This window comes from Streptomyces sp. TS71-3, assembly GCF_018327685.1.
In the GTDB taxonomy this organism is placed as follows: domain Bacteria; phylum Actinomycetota; class Actinomycetes; order Streptomycetales; family Streptomycetaceae; genus Streptomyces.
The window spans coordinates 2,741,911-2,761,940 of sequence record NZ_BNEL01000001.1 but is presented as its reverse complement, the minus strand read 5'-3'; the positions used below and the strand labels follow the sequence as shown (position 1 = coordinate 2,761,940).

Below are 20,030 nucleotides of genomic sequence, written 5' to 3'. Positions count from 1 at the left end.
CCCCGGTCTCCGTACTTCTCAGGGGCCCTGGTTCCGTACTTTCCGTACTTCTCAGCGGCCCTGGCGGGTCAGCAGGGCGTCAAGACGGGGGTAGACGGTGCGTGCGTGGTACTCCTGCAGCGCGGCCAGCTCGGGGGCGGAGAGGCCGGCGGCTTCGAGGTATCTGCGGGTGTCGTCGAAGTAGTGCCCGGTGTCCGGGTCGACGCTCCGCACGGCGCCGATCATCTCCGAGGCGAACAGGATGTTGCGGTGCGGGACCACCCCGAGCAGCAGGTCGATGCCGGGCTGGTGGTAGACGCAGGTGTCGAAGAAGACGTTGCCGAGGACGTGCTCCTCCAGCGGCGGCTTCTTCAGCGCCATCGCGAGGCCCCGGAAGCGTCCCCAGTGGTAGGGCACGGCGCCGCCGCCGTGCGGGATGACAAGACGCAGCGTCGGGAAGTCGGCGAACAGGTCGCCCTGGACGAGCTGCATGAACGCCGTGGTGTCGGCGTTGAGGTAGTGCGCGCCGGTGGTGTGGAACGCCTCGTTGTCGCTGGTGCTCACGTGCACCATCGCCGGGATGTCGTACTCGACCAGCTTCTCGTACAGCGGGTACCAGGAGCGGTCGGTGAGCGGCGGCGCGGTCCAGTGGCCGCCGGACGGGTCCGGGTTGAGGTTGACGGCGACGGCGCCCAGCTCCTCCACCGCCCGGCGCAGCTCCGGCAGGCAGGTGGCCGGGTCCACGCCCGGGGACTGCGGCAGCATCGCGGCGGGCACGAAGCGCTCCGGGTAGAGGGTGCTGACGCGGTGGCAGAGGTCGTTGCAGAGCGCCGCCCACCGGGCGGAGGTCGTGAAGTCCCCGATGTGGTGGGCCATGAAGGAGGCGCGCGGCGAGAACACGGTGACGTCGATGCCGCGTTCGTCCATCAGCCTGAGCTGGTTCGCCTCGATGCTCTCCCGCACCTCGTCGTCGCTGATCCGGGGGCCGGCCGGGTCGGGTGCGGCGGCCGGGTCCGTGAGGGAGGCGATCTGCCTCTCCCGCCAGGCGCCCAGGGCCGGCGGCGCCGTGGTGTAGTGGCCGTGAATGTCGATGATCATCGACGCTGCTCCTCGGGTCCGGTGGCCGACGGGGCGCCGGAGCGCCATGCGTGCCGGGGTATCAGGACGTCGCCGGCCATGATCAGTCGCGCGGTGCGCAGCAGGGCCGACTTCGTGACCTGCTGGGGGTCGGCCGGGTCCAGGCCCAGCTCGACGGTGAACTCGCCGGCCGGGTGCTCCACGGAGACGGTGGCGTCGGGCCCGGGGGCCAGCTCCGCCAGGTCGTGCGCGACGCTGCCGTCGAGCACGCAGGCCGTGGCGACGGTGACGGCGGCGAGCACGCCGATGGACTCGTGGCACACGTGCGGGATGAAGCTGCGGGTGCCGATCGCGCCGCCGTTCGCGGGCCGCGAGACGAGGGTCATCTTCGGGTAGTTCTTCGGGCGCACGTCGCCGAGGCCCATCAGCTCGCCGCAGACCAGCCGCAGGGCTTCCAGGCGCTCCTTCAGCTCGGTGTCGGCGTTGAGCGCGGCCACGGTCTCCCGGCCGGTGCGGCCGAGGGCGGCGGCGTCCACGATCACCAGGGGCATGCCGTTGTCGATGCAGGTGACGTCCACAGGGCCGCTGGATCCGTCGGGCCCGACGCCCGGCAGCTCGACCGTGTCGCGGACGCGCCCGGTGGGCAGCAGCGCGGAGCAGACCGAGCCGGCGGTGTCCAGGAAGTCGATGGTGATCGGCGCGGCGGTGCCCGGCACCCCGTCGATGGCCGCCTCGCCGGTGTAGTCGACGTAGCGGCCGTGCTCGCCCCCGGGGGTGCGGATGGTGATGTCGGCGGTCAGGCCGGTGTTGAGGGTGAGGACGCGTGCGGTGGTGGTGTCGGCGATCGGCACCAGCAGGCCGGACTCGACGGCGAAGGGGACCACGGCCGCGAGCATGTTGCCGCAGTTCGGCGTGGTGTCGACGGTGTCGCTGTCCGGCTGGAGCTGGGCGAAGAGGAACTCCAGGTCGACGCCATCCCGGGTGCTGCGGTCCACGATGCCGGCCTTGCTGGTGAGCGGGGTCGCGCCGCCGAGGCCGTCGATCTGGCGCGGGTCCGGCGAGCCCATCGCGGCCAGCAGCACCGCGTCGCGTCCGGCGGTGTCCGGGGGCAGGTCGGCCGCGCGGAAGAACGGGCCCCGCGAGGTGCCGCCGCGCATGAACCAGCTGGGAACGGCGACCTGGCCGCCCCGCACGTTCGGACGTGGGCCGGCGCCGGTGACCGCCTGGTCCGCGCCGCCCTCCGTGAGCCGGGGCGACGGGTCCGTGGGCCGGGTCACCGGGGTCGTGGTGGGCCGCGCCATTGCTCTCCCTCCGTCGTTGTCTGCGTCAACGTAACCGTTGACCAGATTGTTGACAATAAGTTCGACGAAAAAGGTGTCGTTATCGTCAGCACGTAACCCGGGGGGATAAACTCCCCAAGTCGAACGCCGGAGCGGCAGGAGCCCCCTGCCGGCCGGGATGCGTCGTGGCATCGACCGCCCTCGACCGGGATCCACCGCGGCGCAGGCACGGCAACGCAGCGAGGAAGGCGGCAAGGAGTGGCGGACAACCGGCTCACCGGTCAGGCGGGACGGCGCGTGGTCAGCACGGCGATCCGCCAGGCACTGTCGTCCGGAGACATGGTGCCGGGGCAGCGGCTCGTCGAGCAGGAGCTGTCCGACTCCCTCTCGGTCACCCGCAGCTCCGTGCGCGAGGCGCTCCAGGACCTCGCCGCCGACGGCCTCGTGGAGCTGGTGCCGCGCCGGGGCGCGCGGGTCCGGGTGATCTCCGTCGAGGAGGCGATCCTGATCACGGAGTGCCGGGCGGCCCTGGAGGGCCTGTGCGCACGCCGCGCGGCACGGCTCGCCACGCCGGAGGACCGCCGGACCCTGACCGCGATCGGGAACCGCATGCGCGAGTCCGTCGCCCAGGGCGACCTGAGCGCGTACTCGGCCCTGAACCGCCAGCTGCACGCCGCCATCGCGGAGATGAGCGGCCAGACGGTGGCGGACGGCCTCCTGGAGCGACTAAAGGGACAAATGGTGCGATATCAATTCCGCCTGGCCCTGCGCCCCGGCCGCCCCTCGCAGTCGCTCCCGCAACACCTGGCGATCATCGAGGCGATCACGACGGGCGACGCGGAGGCCGCGGAGGCGGCGATCCGCGAGCACCTGGACAGCGTGATCCGCGAGCTGGACGCCACGCCGAAACCGGGCGGAGAGGGTCCTCGGGAGAGCGAGCTGCAGGCCAGCGAGGTGTGAGGGCACGCTTCGCTGCGTCTTTCCGGTCGTGCTTTCCGGTGGCGCCTCAGCCTGCGGGGTTCTCGGAGTCCCGCACTCAGTATTTCGGGACAACCGTTTCCGGGAATGCGTCAGCCCACTGCTTGAGGACGGCAACGGCGTCCTCCTTGACGGAACCCGTGGCGCCCTGCCCACGGAGACTCCGCTGCTCCGCGGGAAAGGCCAGCTCCCGGTAGAGCTGGAGGTCCTCGAACCCGTAGGTGGCGACATCATGGCTGTTCGCCCCGTACACCAGCCGGGGAATACGGGCCCAATAGCAGGCGACCAGGCACATCGGGCACGGCTCGCTGCTGGCGTACATCACTCCGTCTTCGAACAGATGCCGGCCGAGTGCTTCACCGGCCGCGCGCAGGGCCATGACCTCCGCATGTGCCGTTGGATCATTCAGCTTGACGACCGAGCTCGTGCCCTCGGCGACGATTTCCCCGTTGATGACGATGAGAGCACCGAACGGCGTGTTGCGCTCGTCCTCCAATGCGCGGCGGGAGATTTCGACAGCGCGCTGCAGGTAGGCCAGGTCGACTTTGTCGAGAGAATCCTGCGACATCAGCAACTCGCTCCTTAGATGTACACGGACGGGTCGGCGTCTCCGAACGGTCCGTCGAGATTGAGGTCGTATCCGGTAAGCGGCGTGGTACCCCTTCCGGTGGCCAGGAGATCGATCATCGCGCGCGTCCTGTCCGGCCACAACCAGGAACCGCGCCGGCGCAGGTCGAGAAAGTCTTCGACGGCTGCCCGGCGCTGTTCACCGTCCACGATCAGGCGGTGTATTCGCAGCGCGGGGTTCTTCAGCAGCATCGATGTGCTGGCGAGACGGTAGGTCCACTCGCTGTGCACGGCGTTGAGACGGGCCAAGTCGCCTTCTTCGGCGCCCTGCCGCGTTGGCAGGCTGTGCAGGATCACGCGGTCGATCGGCAGATCCGGAGCAGCGTTGCAGCAGTCGAAGACCAAATCGTCGACGTCCTCGCGCAGAGCCTGATGGCTGGGGCGCAGCCACTCCAGGGAGCACTGCACGACGAGCAGCCGGTCGAAACCGCTGCGTGGCAGGACGGACATGGCCTCCTGCCAGGCGGCTATATCCACGGCGGACTGCGTCACGGTGCCACCGCCGCCGGTACCGGAAGGCGGATGATCTCCAGTCGCCCCACGATGTCCTCCACGGGATCCGGAGTGGTGTCGGGCACTCGCACCGGGGGAAGCACCCGGCTTGCCAGCCGGTGGACGCCGGCCAGCATCTCAGCGGGCAGGTGTTCCAGGAACGTGCGGAGTTCCCGGGCATCGTCCGCGGGGAACAAGGGCGCCAACCGGCACGCGACGGCCAGCACGATGGCCGCGAGACGCTCACGCGGCTCGGTCACGGGCAGCGGCACGGGGTAGCTGCACGCACGCACCAGTTCGCTGGATCGTGCCCACAGCGACTGCGGGGACTCTGCATGTCCCAGAAGCCGGAGCAGCACGGTGTGCGCCTCGGCGGCAGTCGTCACATACCGATGCGAGGCATACGTGCGCAGATAGGCAGCGAGCAGTTTACGGTCCGGAGTGAATTCCGGCCGGATCAGCTCCGGCGGATGCGTGCGGTTCACGTCGCGCAGGGTCGCCAGCGCCCCGACGGACACCAGCGTCCAGGTACGGTCGAACTCGTCCAGGCTGCCGAATGCCGCGCGGGAGAGCTCGGCCTGAGCCGTCTCGACGCGCATCGCTGTGCCGAACAACGCCTCACGCAACTCCGTGAGTATCGAGGCACCGTCCCAGTAGTTGCCCCCGAATTTCGTTCCGGTCAGCAACTCGAACACCGGATAGAAGGCATTGGCCTGCGCAGAACCGTGGAACTCCACGAACTGGCGAATCCACACGAGCACGCCGAGCGGGTTGTCGATCGGACTGCCCAGTGCAGCCTCGGTGACCGCGAACGGTGGATCCGGATCGAGGGTGAACGTGATGGAGTCCCGCGCTCGGACCGCGAACGCCACCAGTTCGCGTGCGACCCCCGGGGACGCCACCTGACGGATCGACATCGTCCACGCGGTGCTCGCCAGCCATGCAAGGTAGCGGCCGAGGTGGCCGGCCACCGCCGCTGCTCGGTCACGGCTCAACCCTCCCGGTACGGCCGAGTGGCCGGCCGCCTCGACATCCGCGAGCAGCGAGTCGACGAGCAGTTGCGCGCAGGAGGTGGCCACCGTGCCGTCCAGCCTGCCCGTCAGCGCGGCCTTGCTCAGCCGATGCAGTAGCTCCAGATGGAGCCCGCCACGTGCTTCTGCTCCCGCGGAAGTGGCCGGTGCCGCTGTCAGCTCCTCGATCCGGTCACGCACCGCATTCCCGTCACCCGAGGCAACGGCGGCATCCAGTTCCCGCACGTAGGCGGTGAGGACGTCGTCGGCGACGATCCGGTCGGCCATCTCCGCGATCGATCCACGGGTGCCGGCCAGGCGCCGCCCCAGGGTGCGGGTCAGCAACCGCTTGCGTCCTCCGGCACTGGCCAGATCGAAGAGCCTGACAAAGGAGTAGATGCCGACCAGGTCGGCCGCCAGGAAGAGGACCGCTCCGCAGGTCGAGGTGGCACGATCATCCACCAGGAGCCCGGCCCCGAGCAGCATCGCTCCCAACCAGCCGACCACGACCCACGCGCGAAAGGCGATGTGCCCATCGATCTCTCGCAGTGACGGCCAAGCGCTGGAGGCGGAGAACGCGAGGGCGAAGATCACCGCTTCGCCGGTGAGGATGGTCGCGAAGAACGCGACGCTGACCTGGGCCGAGGCGATGATCCGGTCATCCCCCACGGGAGCGGCCATCGACAACGGCACGATGGCGCCGACGACTGCCGCGACCCACAGCCCCGATCGACGCCGCATCACGCGCCGTGCGGGACCCCCCACCCCATACGGCACAGTGCCTCCCCCGCGTGTCGAGTACTGCACGCCGCTTCGCGTCCAGTTAACGATCACATCTCTCATCACCGTGCCCTGTGGTTCCTGGGAACCGCAGGGCACATCACCATGACCGCAGGTCAACGAGTCTGCTCGGCAGCGAAACTGACGAACGCCACCCATGCATCCATTTCAACGGAGAGTCCGGCAAGGGAGGAGTCCTTGGAGTCCCGCACGTGGACGGTCGCCGAGTGCGCAGCAACCTCCACGCACTCGCCTCCCTCCTCACTGCTGTAACTGCTTTTTATCCAGGCGAGTTGAGATTCCGCCTGCTGAATATTTCCGTTTCTCATGGCTCCCTCAGCAACTTCTCAACGTATGCCACCGATTCCTGGGGTGTGAGTGCCTGCGCCCGCAGGCTGCTGTACTTCGTTTCGAGTCCGCGCACGGCGGCACGTTCGGTGTGCACGCGACTCACGTTCTGCACCTCAACGTAGGCGATCCTGCGGCCCTCCGCTGTCTCGATGAGAGTGAAGGGGCCCGCCAGGCCCGCATTGACCTCGCGGTCCAGCGGCATGAGCTGGATCTCGACCATCCTCCTCTGGCCGACCAGGAGCAACTGCTCCAACTGTCCACGCAGAACGCCGCGTCCGCCGATCGGCCTCTTCAGCACGGACTCGTCGATCACGAAGGTCATCAGCGGGCATTGGGCGAAGATGTCCTGCCGGGCCAGACGTCCGGCTACCCGCTGCTCCATGGTCGCGTCGTCAAGCGGTGGCCGCATCATCTGGAAGACCGCCCGCGCATAGTCCTCTGTCTGCAACAGGCCGGGCACAACCTGGTTGGCGTACACGTGCAGTCCCACCGCCTTCGCCTCCAGCCCCGCCGCATCGCGGAAGAACGCCGGATACTGCGCTTGCGCGACCTCCTCCTTCATCTCCTGGAGGACACCGTCCGCGTCCAGCAACTCGTCTGCCAGATCGATGAATCTCGACGTCGGCACACGCCGACCTTGCTCGTACGCCGCGATGGTCGACGCCGAGTACCCCATGCGCCGGCCGAACTCGGCCCGTTCGATGCCCGCCCGCAACCGGAACCTTTTGAGCTGCCGACCGAAGACCCGCACGACACCCATCCCGGGTTCGGGCGGCTGACCGCTTTCCGCATCCGCGTCGTCTGTACTCTCCTCAGCCCGGTCCGGCTGTCGCAGCTTGTCACTCATCGGCCTCTGCTCGCCTCCACCCGTAATCCGCCGAACCAGCCGATCGGCATCCGTCGCCTGCCACCACGCCACGGCCATCCCCAGGGCGTTGGGGCGTGTCACGCAGCGTCGACGCTAGGGATTCGGTTGGTGGTGAAATCGGCGAACAGTGAAAGTTACCCAGGACGGATGGTGCACCCCCGGCCGCACCTCGCCCTCCAAGGTGTCCTGGTCCACGTTGGCGACAAAGCGGCGCCGAAGGGATATCCCGTTGTCGGGCCCGGAGCACGGCCATAGGGTCCCCGTATGTCCCTACGCGTTCGTATGCGCCAAGCACTCCCGGAAGCGATGCGCGCCCGCGACAAGGCCGCGGTGAGTGCCTTGCGCGCGACGCTCGCCGCGGTGGAGAACGCGGAGGCCGTGCCCGTGGACGACGCCGCGATGCGCGGCCTGGCCCTCGAACAGTCGCCGGTGGGTGCCGGCGCCACCGAGGCCGTGCGGCGTGAGCTGAGCGAGTCCGGTGTGGCGGACATCGTGCGGGCCGAGGCCACCGAACGGCTGGAAGCCGCAGCGCAGTTGACCGCGCCCGCCCACGCAGACCGGGTGGCGCGGCTCCGCGCGGAGGCCGCGGTGCTGCTGCGGTTCCTCGACGGCCAGGGCGGTGAGTGATCGCCGCGCGTTATACGGCCTGCAACGGCCCTGAGGCGGACAGCGCGCCGTCGAAGGCGCGGCAAGCACGACGACGCCCGCGGCGAGCACGGGGCCCGGGTCGGGATCGGAGCGAACGGTGAAGGCAGTCCGTTTCAGCGAGTTCGGGGGTCCCGAGGTCCTCGAACTCGTGGATCTCCCCGATCCGCATCCGGGTCCCGGCCAGGTACGGATCGCCGTGCGCGCGGCCGGCGTCAATCCGAGTGACTGGAAGAAGCGCCGGGGCCAGATGGACGAGGAGCTGCCGCAGACCATGGGGCACGAGGCGGCGGGCGTCGTCGACGAGCTCGGTGAGGGCGTTGTGGACGTGGCCCTCGGCGATCGGGTGTTCGGGTTCTCCGGCGAGGGGGCGGCGCAGGCCGAGCGTGCGGTGCTGTCCCACTACGCACCGATCCCGCCGTCGCTGGACTTCCCCGGCGCCGCCGCGCTGCCCGCCGCCGTCGAGACCGCCACGCGCGCCCTCGACCAGCTCGGCGTGGGGAGCGGCGACGCGCTGCTCGTCAACGGCGCCTCCGGAAGCGTCGGCAGCGCGGCGGTTCAGCTCGCCGTCGTGCGCGGCACGCGGGTGATCGGCACCGCCGGTCCCGCGAACCACGACTACCTGCGCTCGCTGGGGGCCGAGCCCGTCGCCTACGGTGACGGGCTCGTCGAACGGGTTCGCGCGCTCGCGCCCGACGGCGTCGACGTGGCCCTCGACGTCGCCGGCAGCGGCGTACTGCCCGAGCTCATCCAACTCGCCGGCGGCCCTCAGCACGTCGTGACGGTCGCCGATTTCAGGGGCGCCCAGGAGCACGGGGTGACGTTCAGCCGCGGGGACACCGGCCGCGCGGTCCACGCGCTCGACGGGATCGGGGAGCTGATCGAGGCCGGGCGCTTCTCGCTCCCGGTCGCGCGGACCTTCCCGCTCGCCGAGGTCGCCGAGGCGCACCGCCTCGGGGAGGGCGGCCACGTCCGCGGGAAGCTCGTGCTGCTGATCGGCTGAGGCGGGTGCCGGACGCGGCGGCGAGGGCTGCTGTCGCCCCGTCCGCCGTCCACCCACTCCGGGCTCAGAGGTCCTCAGAACCGGCCAGGCTGCCCCGCCGCTACCCCGCCGCCTTCAGCACGAAGACAGGGATCACCCGGTCGGTCTTCGCCTGATACTCGGCGTACGGCGGATACGCGGCGACCGCGCGCTCCCACCACTCCGCCTTCTCGTCCCCGATGACCTCACGGGCCGTCATGGCCTGGCGTACGGGACCGTCCTGGAGCTCCACTCGCGGGTCGGCCTTCATGTTGAAGTACCAGACCGGGTGGTTCGGGAAACCGCCCTTCGAGGCCACGGCCGCGTACTGCCCCCCGTGCTCCACGCGCATCAGAGGGACCTTGCGGATCTTGCCGCTCCTCGCGCCGCGCATCGTGAGGATGACGACGGGCAGTCCCGTGTCCCAGAGCGTCGTCCCCCGCGTGCCGCCCGAGCTCTCGTACAACTCCACCTGTTCGCGCACCCACTGCGCCGGACTCGGCTCGTACTCGCCCTCAAGAGGCATGGCGTCCATCCCGTCGTCGCCTACGGATGATGTTGCCATTCAACGGCCATGTTCGTCCCCGGTGGCGGCCGGATGCACCTCACGGTCAGAAGTTCGACGGCTTCGGAACTTCGGAACGTCGGAACTTCGGACTAGCGCAGCGGATTCCAGTCGAACCAGCCTCGGGAGGTGTTGTAGACGTTCGTGGGTTCGTCGCAGGTCTGGGATGTCGAGATCTGCCGGGCGACGGCATCCGCGCGCCCCGCCTGGTCGTCCGCCAGAACCACCACGACCAGCACCGAGGCCAGCGCGAGCACGGGGAGAACCCGTCCGCGGCGCACGCGTGAGATGACCAGTGCCGCCACCGACAGGACGAGGCCGGCCAGCAGGAGCCACCGGTTCACGGCTGCTTCCCGGCCGAGTCGTCCGGACAGCTCCGGGACGTCGTCGCAGAGTACGTACGTCTCCGGTCCGCCGAACAGCGACAGGCAGCGTTCCAGCACCGCGACCAGCACGATGCACATCCCGAGGGCCGGCAGCAGGCTCGGCTCCCTCTCCGACTCCGGCCCCGGCCCCGTGGTGACCTGCCGCGCAACCGCCATCGCCCCATCCCCCCCTCGACTGCCCGCGGAACATCCAGCCGAGCGGAGAGATTACCGGGTGGGGGTGGCCGTGGCGCCGGCCTCAGGGCGAGTGCGCTCATGCGCGGGCGGAGCGGCGGGGCGGACCCCCGCCGCCCCGCCCACCGTTCACCGCTCCTCCCAGCGCCCCTCTCACTCCTCCTCGAACACCACCACCTCGTGGTCCACGACCTCCTCCACCACCACGCCCGTCCCCACACCCGTCCCCGTGCTGACCGGCCCCACCGGAAGTTCCACGTCCGCGCAGAGCAGCCGTGCCCGCGCCGGGGTGAAGTCCGGGACGTCGATGCTCACCGTCAGCGGTCCTGTGCCGTACAGGTCGGTGACCGGGGGGCGCCAGGTGCCGGGGTTGGTGTGGTTGAGGAGGTGGGCGATGACGCGGCCGGGCTGGCGGTACAGGCGGCAGTCCAGCAGGCCGGGGCCCGTGACCGTGAGCGGGCGCCGGCCCCGCAGGGCCCAGTCGGCGAGGTTGCCCAGCAGGCGGGCGTGGTCCGGCTGGTTGTCGCGGGCCGTGCAGCGGTCCAGGTCCGCGGCGAGGTAGGCGCTCCGGCCGCCCCCGGGCAGCTCCCTGAGCACGACCGCGGGCAGGCCGCTGTCCGGCTCGCGGATCCAGGACGTCTCCGGCGGGTAGATGGGGAACGGTGCGACGAAGGTGACCGGCACGGTGGTGTCCGCGTCCGCGCGCACCACCTCCAGGCGGCCGGCGAACCCGATCAGGTCGGTCTCGTCGAAGCCGTCGAGCACCGGGTGCCGGACGCCGTCCGCGGGCGGCTCGTCGCCGGTGCGGGGCCCGTACACGGCGGCCCGCATCGCCGGGTGCAGCCGCAGGTAGCTGTGCGCCCGCCCGGTCTCCCAGCTCTCCGGCGCCGACGACGCCCCGCCCCGGTGCTCCCCGGTGGTGTGCACGCCGAGCAGGTCGGCGAGGGCGAGGTCGCCGCGCGCCTCGCCCCACTCGTCGTACCGGCTCGTCTCGCCGGTGGCGATCACGGAGCCGCCGGCCGCCGCGTACGCGCGCACCGCCTCGCACTGCTCGGCTGACATCGCGCCCACCTCGGGCAGGATCAGCAGGCCGAGGCGGCCCGCCTGCCCGGCGATGTCGTCGGCGTGCACCGGCAGGTAGCCGATCCTGGCGTCCCTGAGCGCGCGGGTGACGCCGGTGAACGGCAGGTCGGTGCGGGCCGCCGGGTCGTCGCGGCCGAAGTAGTCGGTGCTGCGCTGCGACCACACCACCCCGGCGGCGGCCACCGGCTCCCGGTCCACGAGGTACCGCTCGTTCGCCTCGTGCCAGGTGAACAGCGGCTCCGCGGTGCGGTACTGCCGGCGGTCGTCGTGGTAGGCGCCGATGTGGTGCCACCACGGCTGGATGCCGCCCGCGAAGCCCGCCTCGGCCCACAGCCTGACCTCCGGCACCGGCTTGCTGGCCAGCCGGAACGTCGGCCGGGCGTGCCCGTACATCGCCGTGCTCTCCGGGATGAGGGCGCCCCAGCCGGCCTGCTCGTGGATGAGCGCCCCCGCGTCGGCGTTGGCGGAGAACGTCTCGCCGGCGGGCCGCGCCTGCGAGTCGAGCATCACGATGTCCGAGCGCCGGCAGATCTCCCGCATGTCGCGGAAGCGGCCCGCCTGGTCGGAGACCCGGCCCGCGGTCATGCCCAGCCAGAGGCAGTGGGGGCCGCCGGCCTCGCGGGTGACGCGGTTGTTCAGGTCCCACACCGCGAGCCGGGTCCGGTAGCCCCAGGCGACCCACTCGCGGTACGCCCGGTCGTCCCAGTCCACCGCGGCCGGCAGCGCCCGGCCGGTGTCCGCGCGGAACGACTCGGCGCAGTGCGCGCAGTAGCAGATGTGCCCGCGGTCCAGGCCGCTCCAGCTGTTGTCGGTGATGCCCTCGGGCTGGCTGCGCTCGATGATCTCGCGCAGCACGCCCGGCAGGTACTCGTGGTAGTAGGGGCTGTTGACGCAGGTGATGTAGCGGTCGGCCGCGCGGTACGGGGCGCCGTCCCGGTCCACCGCGAACCAGTCCGGGTGGGCCGCGTAGAACTCCTCGCTCGTGCGGTTGGAGTCCATCCGGGCCAGCACGGCGAGCCCGTCCTCGTGGGCCGCCGCGGCGATCTCGCCGTACAGGTCGCGCTCGCCCAGCGTCAGCGCCCGGTGCTGGAGGGGGTACTCGCTCGGGTAGTACGCCACGATCCCGCCGGCGTTGACGATGACGCCGCCGATCCTGGTGCGCCGCCAGTGCTGGCGCCACCACGCCGCGTCGTAGCGCTCGGGGTCGGCCTCGGTGAGGTTCGTCTGCGCCCACCGGCGCACCCGCCGGTACCACGGCGCGGAGCCGGTTTCCTGTCCCTCACCCCCCTCACCGTGTACCTCGCTCATCCCCCGCCCCTCCTCCGTCGCGCCTGCCCCGCTCATCGCCCCGCCTCCGCCAGCTGCCGCATCGCGTCGCCCGCGCCCGCCAGGTTGTCGAGCCGCATCTCGGAGTACTTGCGGCTGAGCACCACGCCGCCGGCGCCGCCCGCGAACGCCGCGAGCACGCCGTCGCGCACGCCCTCGCGCGTGGTGCGGGCCAGCTCGCCCCGGTCCGCGCCGGAGCCGCGCAGGCCCGTGCTGTTGCCGGGGTTGAGGTCGGTCGGCGGCTCCTTGCCGGGGCCCACCGGGATGTCGATGTCGATGCCCGGCCAGACGGCGGTGCGCCCGCCGAGGCCGGCCACCGCGCGGGCCGTCTCGCGCCGCACGTACTCGGCGGAGAAGCCGGTCGCGGCCAGCTCCTCAAGGGGCGCCTCGTCGATGCCGAGCAGCCGCTGCACCAGCGGGTACACCTCGGCGCCGCTCGCGTCGGCGAACAGCGCGCGGCCGATGTTGCGGATCCAGTTGGTGAACCGCGGCCCGGCGCAGTTGTGGTAGGTCACGACCTTGAGGAAGTCGGAGAACCCGCTCATCTCCGCGTAGTCCTGGCTCGCCCGGTAGAACGGGCTGAACGACAGGTTGTGGTACACGTGCCAGCCGACCAACAGGTCGGCCCTGCACGCCTTGGCCGTGCCGTAGATGTCCCGGTAGAGCTGGTGCTGGGAGTCGGTCCACAGCTGCTGCCAGGCGAGCAGTTCCGGGTAGCGCATCAGCAGCCGCCAGAACGTGACGAAGGCGCCGTCGGCCGGGCGGTCGCCGTCGGCCAGACGCTGGTTCCAGGCCAGCGCCTCGCGGTAGCCCTGCCGGGCGCGGGCCACGTCGATGCCCCGGTCGGCGCCGATCCTGGCGCAGTGCCGGCAGAAGCAGGTGACGCTGTCCGGGGTGACGGGCGCCTCCACCAGCAGGTTGAGGGGGCCCGGTCGCTCGGAGCACCAGGCGATGCCGTCCAGCTCGTAGCTCTTGGCGTAGTCCTCGACCATGGCGAGGTGCCAGGCGCGGTAGTCGGGGTTGTTGAAGCACGGCCGGGGCGCGGGCCGGCCCCACACGTCGCTCTCCAGGCAGCTCAGGAAGCCCGGGTAGGTGCGCAGTTCGGCGGCGTACCCGCTCTCCTCCATCCACGCGAACGACTTCATGCCGCGCTCGCGCGCCGCCGGCAGCACCGCGTCGAACAGGTCCCAGCCGGGGTGCTCGGGTGCCGCGCCCGCGGCGCCGAGGAGCGTGCCGCGGTAGTACTCCGGGTGCACGGTGGCGTAGTTGCCGCCCACCCACTCGCGGTCGTACTCCTGGACGCCGTGGTCCGGCAGCGGGTGGCCGGGGAGCTGGCGGCCGCCGGTGCCGCGGGTCCAGGTGGGCGAGGCGAGGAACAGGGCGTTCACCGCGCCGCGTTCGCGCAGCCGGTCCAGGAGCGGTGCCACGCCCTCGTCCGCGAACGACACCGCGCCGATCTGGAGCGCGACCAGGGGGTCGTCCGGCGGGGTGCGGGGCGGGCTGCCCGCGGCGTCCGGGCGTGAGCCGGGGGTGCCGTCCTGCGGGGGGTGGGCCCCGGAATCGGCTGCGGAGTCGGCGGCGGAATCGGGAGTCTCGGGTGCTGTGGCCATGGGGCGTCCTCCGAGGGGCCGGGGGCTGCGGGAGCCATCCGTTCGGTGTTTGCCGGTTGCCAAGTCTGTTTGCCGGTTGCCAAGTCCTTGTCGTGCCCGGGCATCGTCAGTACGGTAACCGAGGTTCCTTCACTGTGAATAGGTTTCAAGGTTGTGAAAACCATGAAGACATCACAGCCCCACCTCCGGCCCCGGCCCCCCACCGGGAGCACCCCGACCTCCGACCCGCCCGGCGCCGCCTCCCGTGGCGCCACCACTCCGGAAGGCGTCCCGCCCCGGCGGGCGCTCTCCCCCGCCGCGCGCCGCCACCTCACCGGGTGGTTGTTCATCGGCCCGGTCGTGCTGGGCGTGATCGCGTTCCAGTTCGTGCCGGTGGCCGTCTCCGGCTTCGCGTCGCTGACGGACTGGAACGGCATGACGTCTCCGCACTTCAAGGGCGTCTCGAACTACGTCACGCTGTTCACCGAGGACCCGCTGTTCTACGTGACGCTGAAGAACACCCTCGTCTTCACGCTGGGCAGCATCGTGCTGACCATCGCGCTGGGCCTGGCCCTGGCGCTGCTCGCGAACCAGCCGATCCGCGGCATCAGCATCTTCCGCGCCGCGTTCTTCACGCCCGTGGTCACCAACGTGGTGGCCGTCGGGTTCGTCTGGTTCTGGCTCTACCGGCCCGGCGACGGGCTCTTCGACGGGCTGCTCGGGCTGGTCGGCGTGGACGGCCCCGCCTGGCTGGCCGACGCGCACTGGGCACTGCTCGCGGTGATCCTGGTGGCGGTCTGGCAGGGCGTCGGCTATCCGATGGTGATCCTGCTGTCGGGCCTCCAGGCCATCCCGCCGAGCCTCTACGAGGCCGCCAGGGTCGACGGCGCCTCGTCCTGGACGCGCTTCTGGCGGATCACGCTGCCGCTGCTCACGCCCCAGCTCTTCTTCCTGACGATCATGCAGTTCATCACGTCGTTCCAGGTCTTCGGGATCATCTACGTGATGACGCACGGCGGTCCGGGCGACGCGACCAGCGTCTACATCTACCAGGTCTACCAAGTGGCCTTCTCGCAGGGGAAGTTCGGCTACGCCTCCGCGATGGGCTGGGTGCTCTTCGCCATCGTCGGCCTGGTGACCTGGGCCCAGATGAGGCTGGAGAAGCGCTGGGTGTTCTACGGATGAGGAGGTGACCCCATGACGGCCGACGCCATCACCCGCACCCCGCACGACGGCTCCCGCCCCGGCGCACCGGGCGCGGGCCGCACCCGCCACGCCGGGGCGCCCGCCGGCCGGGGCCGGAAGGCGCTGACGTACACGGTGCTGATCCTGCTCGCGCTGGCCTTCGTCGTCCCGCTGGTCTGGATGGTCAGCTCGTCGCTGAAGCCCGAGAACCAGATCATGCAGGTGCCGCCGAACCCGGTGCCCACGCATCCGCAGTGGGACACCTACGCGAAGGCCGGCCGCACGGTGTGGCCGTTCTTCCTCAACAGCTGCAAGCTCGCCGCGCTCAACGTCGTCTTCCTGCTGCTGTTCGCCTCGCTCGCCGCGTACGGCTTCGCCCGGCTGAAGTTCGCCGGCAAGCGGATCGCGTTCGCGATGCTGCTGGCCACGGCCATGATCCCGAGCATGGTGTACCTGATCCCGCAGTACATCCTCTACCGGCACATCGGCTGGATCGACACCCAGTACCCGCTGCTCATCCCCCGGGTGCTGACGCCGGTGTTCGGCACGTTCCTGCTGCGGCAGGCGTTCAAGCAGGTGCCCGGTGAGCTGGAGGACGCCGCCCTGATCGACGGCGCGGGCCGCTTCACCATCTACTGGCGGATCATGCTGCCGCAGGTCAAACCGGCGCTCGCGGCGGTGGGCGTGCTGACGTTCATGGAGTCCTGGAACGACCTGTTCGGGCCGCTGATCTTCATCAACTCCCCCAGCATCCAGACCCTGCCGGTGGCGCTCGCGATGTTCCAGGGCGAGTACTTCAGCCAGACCAACCTGATGATGGCCGCCGCCACCGTCTCGGTCATCCCGCCGCTCGTGCTGTTCCTGATGGCCCAGCGGTACTTCGTCAAGGGCGTCACCATGAGCGGCCTCAAGGGCTGAACCCGCCCGGACCCGCCCGGACCGCCGCCGCAGCCGGGGCACCAGGGCACCGCGGGCCCCGAATCCCAGCGCCACGACCGCGGCCTGCCCGGCAACAAGGAGGTATCCCCGACATGCCCCTGCCCACCACCGCAGCACCGGGCGTCAGCAGGCGCACCGTGCTGCGCTCGGCCGCCGCCGGGCTCGGCCTCGCCGCGACCGCCGGGTGCATGACGGCGTCCGGCAGCGACGCCATCACCCTGCTCGACTGGGAGACGGTGCCCGGCACGCCGCTCGGCGACGCCATCGAGGTGTTCCAGAAGAAGACCGGCATCCGCGTCGACGTGCAGCCCACCCCCACGTCGGACTACGACACCAAGCTGCGCACCGTGATGTCCTCCGGCGCCCCGCCCGACATCGTGCGGATGAACGACGACTACGTGCGCGGCTACTCCGCGAACGGCCAGCTCGTCGACCTCGCCCCGTTCCTCCGGCAGGACGGGTTCCGCTCCGCCGACTACTTCGAGCGGGCCTGGAGGTTCCCCATCCAGCCCAACGGCGAGCACACCGCGCTCTGCGTCGGCACCCAGCCCTGCGTGATCTTCTACAACGTGGACGCGTTCAGGGCGGCGGGCGTGCCGCTGCCGCCCACCACCTGGACCGACGAGAACTGGAAGTGGGACGACTTCCTGGCCGCCGCGAAGAAGCTGACCGTCCCCGGCAAGCGGTGGGGCGTGCTGATGTACGACGACACCAGCGCGGAGACCACCTGCACCGTCAACAACGGCGACCCGACGGGCATCTACTCGGCCGACGGCAGGGAGTTCACCCTCGCGAGCCCGGCCGGCATCGAGGGCATCCAGTGGCTCGCCGACCTCACGCACAAGCACCACGTCCAGGTGCCGTGGTCGCAGTTGCAGCCCGACAGCACCACCAACTTCGACGACTCGCTCTTCGTGCAGGGCAAGGTGGCGATGGTCTCGCGGGCGTACGGCATCGCCCCGTACTTCTCGCAGAACGTCAAGGACTTCACCTGGGACATCGCCCCGATCCCCGGCAACAAGGGCCAGACCACCATCGCCACCATGATCGTGTGGGCGCTGCCCAAGCAGGGCCGCAACCACCACCAGGCCTGGCAGCTGCTCAAGTTCCTCTCGGACGGCGAGGGTGCCGAGATCCTCGCCCGGCAGCACAACTACGTCCCGGCCAACCACGAGGTGGCCCGGCAGCTGCGGAGCAACGGCAAGCCGCCCGCCCACCTGGACCTGCTGTCGGCGGCCATCGAGCACGCCACCAACGAGAACGTCAGCCCCAACGTCGACCGCGCCCGCACCATCTACCGGCCGCAGCTCGAATCGGTCTGGAACGGCGAGAAGTCCGCCGCCGAGGTCCTCACCTCGGTCAAGGGCCAGGTCGACAGGGCCCTGGCCGGAAAGTTCTGATCGGGCGCCGGCGACCGAGCGACCAGCAGGCTTCCACCGGGCGTCCGGCAAGTCGGCGAGCGTTGCCGAGCATCCGTTGAGCATCCGCCGAGGAGAAGCAGATGAAGATCACCAAGGTCGAGTCCATCGTGCTGCTCGACCGGTACCACCTGGTCCGGGTACACACCGACGAGGGCGTGGACGGCGTCGGCGAGGTGAGCCCGATGAACACGGCCGTCACCCACACCCTCGTCGAGCAGGCGCTGGCACCGCTGATCGTGGGCGAGAACCCCGCGGACATCGAGCGCCTGTGGATGCGGATGTACACGCACCCGTACAAGCTGGGGCCGATGGGCGCCCAGCTCAACGCCATCGCCGGGATCGACATCGCGCTCTGGGACATCGCGGGGAAGGTCGCCGGGCAACCGCTGCACGCCCTGCTCGGCGGCACCTACCGCGCGGCGCCCGAGGTGTACGCCAGCTCGATGCAGCGCGGCATGGCGCCCGCCGAGGAGGCGGCGCGCGCGGTCTCCTTCCAGGAGCAGGGCTACCGCGCCTACAAGATCCACTCCGCGACGCCGTGGATGGCCGACGACGGCTTCGACCAGACCCTCGACACGGTGCGCGAGATGCGTGCCGCGGTCGGCGACGACTTCGACATCCTCGTGGACGTCAACAACGCCTACTACCCGCACACCGCGGTGCGGATCGCGCGCCGCCTGGAGGAGTACGGCGTCTTCCACTTCGAGGAGCCGCTGGCGCCGCACGACCACGACGGCTACGCGGCGCTGGCCGCCGCCGTGGACATCCCGATCGCGGCCGGCGAGCAGGAGTACACCCGCTGGCAGTTCCGCGACCTGATCCTCCACGCCAAGCTGGACATCCTCCAGCCGGACGTGATCAAGTGCGGCGGCATCACCGAGTTCCGGAGGATCGCGGCGCTGGCGTCCACGTTCAACAAGCCGATCACCGTGCACAACACCCAGCCGACCATCGGCACCCTCGCCCACCTGCACCTGTGGATGTCCACGCCCGCGTGCGTGTACGCGCAGGAGTACAACATCGAGCCGCACCCGCTGCGGGACGAGATCCCCGTCTGGCGGGAGCCGGTGCTGCCTCAGGGCGGGCGGATGCGGCCGCCGGCCGCGCCGGGGCTCGGGGTGGAGCTGGACGAGGAGGCGGTCCGCAGGCTCAGGTCGGCATGAGGCCCCGGGACACGGCCCGCGCGGCTCCACGGGGCGCGGCCCCGCGACCGGGCGTCTGGGGGACAATGACGCGCTATGACGAGTGAACCCGCGTTCCAGCCGGTGAAGTCGGCCGATCGCGCGCTGGCCGTCCTGGAGGCCCTCGCCTCCGCACCGCACCGGCGCAGCCTGAGCGAGCTGAGCCGGGAGCTGGACATCCCGGTGAGCAGCCTGCACTCGATCCTGCGCACCCTCCAGCGCCGGATGTGGCTGGAGACCGATGACACCGGCACCCGGTTCGGCATCGGCGTGCAGGCACTGCTGGTCGGCTCCACGTACGCGCGCACCGACGACGTCGTGGTCCGGGCGGAGGCCGTGCTGGACTGGCTGAGCGAGCAGACCGGCGAGACCGTCCACTACGGGCGCCTGGAGGGCGCGCACGTCGTCTACCTGGCCAAGCGGGACTCCCCCCACCAGCTGAGGATCCACTCGGCGGTGGGCCGGCGGATCCCGGCGCACGCCACGGCGCTGGGCAAGGCGGTGCTGGCCGAGTACTCCGACGAGCAGGTGCGGCGGCAGCTCACCTGGCCGCTGCCGGCGCTGACGGCGCGCACGCGCTCCGACGCGGAGGGGCTGCTCGGGGACCTCGCCGAGGCCCGGCGGCTCGGGTACGCCACCGAGTCGGAGGAGAGCGACATCGGGCTCGGCTGCGTCGCGGTGGCCGTCCCGGAGCAGCAGCCGGCCCGCGACGCCATCTCGCTGTCCGTACCGACCGCGCGCCTCGGCCCCGAGCGGCTGGCCGAGCTGGCGTCCCTCCTGCTCACGGCGCGGGCCTCGCTCCGACGGGGGATCGCGGACCCGTCCGGCACGGAGGGGTTCTCCGGCGGGGCCGGGTGACCACGGGGCTCAGCCCCGGTACGACCTGCGGTCCGCCACCGGCCCGGTGGGGTAGTCGCTGTCGTGTCCGGACCACCGGCGGGTGGTGGCTTGTCGCGCCCACGCGGCGGAGCCGCACATCGACACAGCCCCGCGCCCCCTGGGCGGCCGGGGCGGAGCCCCGCGCCTGAAAGGGGCGCGGGGAACTGCGCGACAAGCCACGACGAACCCGCCAG

At 71.0% G+C, this 20,030-nt stretch carries 19 protein-coding genes; 8 read left to right on the top strand and 11 right to left on the bottom strand.

What is annotated here, in order from left to right; all coding sequences use genetic code 11:
* Window positions 1-51 precede the first annotated feature (51 nt).
* Both Sm713_RS11220 and Sm713_RS11215 read right to left on the bottom strand, forming a co-directional pair.
* On the bottom strand, window positions 52-1,077 hold the full coding sequence (locus tag Sm713_RS11220) for an amidohydrolase family protein (protein WP_212909473.1): 1,026 nt from the start codon (window positions 1,075-1,077) through the stop codon (window positions 52-54).
* A complete protein-coding gene (locus tag Sm713_RS11215) occupies window positions 1,074-2,357 on the bottom strand; it encodes a 4-oxalomesaconate tautomerase (protein ID WP_212909472.1) in 1,284 nt (427 codons plus the stop codon). Before Sm713_RS11215 ends, Sm713_RS11220 begins: the two co-directional genes overlap by 4 nt.
* Window positions 2,358-2,594: 237 nt before the next feature.
* Between Sm713_RS11215 and Sm713_RS11210 the strand changes: the two genes are divergently transcribed.
* A complete protein-coding gene (locus tag Sm713_RS11210) occupies window positions 2,595-3,296 on the top strand; it encodes a GntR family transcriptional regulator (protein ID WP_212909471.1) in 702 nt (233 codons plus the stop codon).
* A gap of 76 nt (window positions 3,297-3,372) precedes the next feature.
* Here Sm713_RS11210 and Sm713_RS11205 read toward each other — a convergent pair whose 3' ends face one another.
* From Sm713_RS11205 to Sm713_RS11185, 5 genes are all read right to left on the bottom strand, one after another.
* Window positions 3,373-3,882: a nucleoside deaminase gene (locus tag Sm713_RS11205; protein WP_212909470.1), complete on the bottom strand. Its 510-nt coding sequence runs from the start codon at window positions 3,880-3,882 to the stop codon at window positions 3,373-3,375.
* Between the two features lie 14 nt (window positions 3,883-3,896).
* Window positions 3,897-4,433: a hypothetical protein gene (locus Sm713_RS11200; protein WP_212909469.1), complete on the bottom strand. Its 537-nt coding sequence runs from the start codon at window positions 4,431-4,433 to the stop codon at window positions 3,897-3,899.
* On the bottom strand, window positions 4,430-6,187 hold the full coding sequence (locus Sm713_RS11195; protein WP_212909468.1) for a hypothetical protein: 1,758 nt from the start codon (window positions 6,185-6,187) through the stop codon (window positions 4,430-4,432). The genes Sm713_RS11200 and Sm713_RS11195 overlap by 4 nt, the downstream gene beginning before the upstream one ends.
* A gap of 152 nt (window positions 6,188-6,339) precedes the next feature.
* Window positions 6,340-6,552 carry a DUF397 domain-containing protein gene (locus Sm713_RS11190; protein ID WP_212909467.1) on the bottom strand — a complete coding sequence of 71 codons (213 nt, stop codon included), beginning with the start codon at window positions 6,550-6,552 and terminating at the stop codon, window positions 6,340-6,342.
* Window positions 6,549-7,421: a helix-turn-helix transcriptional regulator gene (locus Sm713_RS11185; RefSeq protein WP_212909466.1), complete on the bottom strand. Its 873-nt coding sequence runs from the start codon at window positions 7,419-7,421 to the stop codon at window positions 6,549-6,551. Before Sm713_RS11185 ends, Sm713_RS11190 begins: the two co-directional genes overlap by 4 nt.
* 327 nt (window positions 7,422-7,748) lie before the next feature.
* On the opposite strand from Sm713_RS11185, the gene Sm713_RS11180 reads away from it, so the two are divergent.
* Together Sm713_RS11180 and Sm713_RS11175 are read left to right on the top strand one after the other, a co-directional pair.
* Window positions 7,749-8,069 (top strand): hypothetical protein, encoded by a 321-nt coding sequence (locus Sm713_RS11180; RefSeq protein ID WP_212911944.1) that lies wholly within the window; start codon window positions 7,749-7,751, stop codon window positions 8,067-8,069.
* 118 nt (window positions 8,070-8,187) lie between these two features.
* On the top strand, window positions 8,188-9,090 hold the full coding sequence (locus Sm713_RS11175; RefSeq protein ID WP_212909465.1) for an NADP-dependent oxidoreductase: 903 nt from the start codon (window positions 8,188-8,190) through the stop codon (window positions 9,088-9,090).
* A gap of 100 nt (window positions 9,091-9,190) precedes the next feature.
* Here Sm713_RS11175 and Sm713_RS11170 read toward each other — a convergent pair whose 3' ends face one another.
* From Sm713_RS11170 to Sm713_RS11155, 4 genes are all read right to left on the bottom strand, one after another.
* Entirely contained in the window at window positions 9,191-9,634 is a 444-nt protein-coding gene (locus Sm713_RS11170; RefSeq protein WP_212911943.1) for a nitroreductase family deazaflavin-dependent oxidoreductase, read from the bottom strand.
* 131 nt (window positions 9,635-9,765) lie between these two features.
* The gene (locus tag Sm713_RS11165; RefSeq protein WP_212909464.1) at window positions 9,766-10,215 is read right to left on the bottom strand and encodes a hypothetical protein; all 450 of its coding nucleotides are present in this window, start codon (window positions 10,213-10,215) and stop codon (window positions 9,766-9,768) included.
* 171 nt (window positions 10,216-10,386) lie between these two features.
* Complete coding sequence (locus tag Sm713_RS11160; RefSeq protein WP_212909463.1) at window positions 10,387-12,624, bottom strand: beta-galactosidase; 2,238 nt, start codon at window positions 12,622-12,624, stop codon at window positions 10,387-10,389.
* 32 nt (window positions 12,625-12,656) lie between these two features.
* Window positions 12,657-14,252, bottom strand: a complete 1,596-nt coding sequence (locus Sm713_RS11155; protein WP_212909462.1) for a hypothetical protein — start codon at window positions 14,250-14,252, stop codon at window positions 12,657-12,659.
* Between the two features lie 162 nt (window positions 14,253-14,414).
* Between Sm713_RS11155 and Sm713_RS11150 the strand changes: the two genes are divergently transcribed.
* The 5 genes from Sm713_RS11150 to Sm713_RS11130 all read left to right on the top strand — a co-directional run bounded on the left by Sm713_RS11150 (window position 14,415) and on the right by Sm713_RS11130 (window position 19,815).
* Window positions 14,415-15,416 carry a carbohydrate ABC transporter permease gene (locus Sm713_RS11150; RefSeq protein WP_212909461.1) on the top strand — a complete coding sequence of 334 codons (1,002 nt, stop codon included), beginning with the start codon at window positions 14,415-14,417 and terminating at the stop codon, window positions 15,414-15,416.
* Between the two features lie 12 nt (window positions 15,417-15,428).
* Window positions 15,429-16,334, top strand: a complete 906-nt coding sequence (locus tag Sm713_RS11145) for a carbohydrate ABC transporter permease (RefSeq protein ID WP_212909460.1) — start codon at window positions 15,429-15,431, stop codon at window positions 16,332-16,334.
* A 113-nt stretch (window positions 16,335-16,447) separates the two neighbouring features.
* Window positions 16,448-17,755 (top strand): sugar ABC transporter substrate-binding protein, encoded by a 1,308-nt coding sequence (locus tag Sm713_RS11140; RefSeq protein ID WP_212909459.1) that lies wholly within the window; start codon window positions 16,448-16,450, stop codon window positions 17,753-17,755.
* A 101-nt stretch (window positions 17,756-17,856) separates the two neighbouring features.
* Window positions 17,857-18,939: a mandelate racemase/muconate lactonizing enzyme family protein gene (locus Sm713_RS11135; protein ID WP_212909458.1), complete on the top strand. Its 1,083-nt coding sequence runs from the start codon at window positions 17,857-17,859 to the stop codon at window positions 18,937-18,939.
* 75 nt (window positions 18,940-19,014) lie between these two features.
* On the top strand, window positions 19,015-19,815 hold the full coding sequence (locus Sm713_RS11130; protein WP_212909457.1) for an IclR family transcriptional regulator: 801 nt from the start codon (window positions 19,015-19,017) through the stop codon (window positions 19,813-19,815).
* Window positions 19,816-20,030 lie beyond the last annotated feature (215 nt).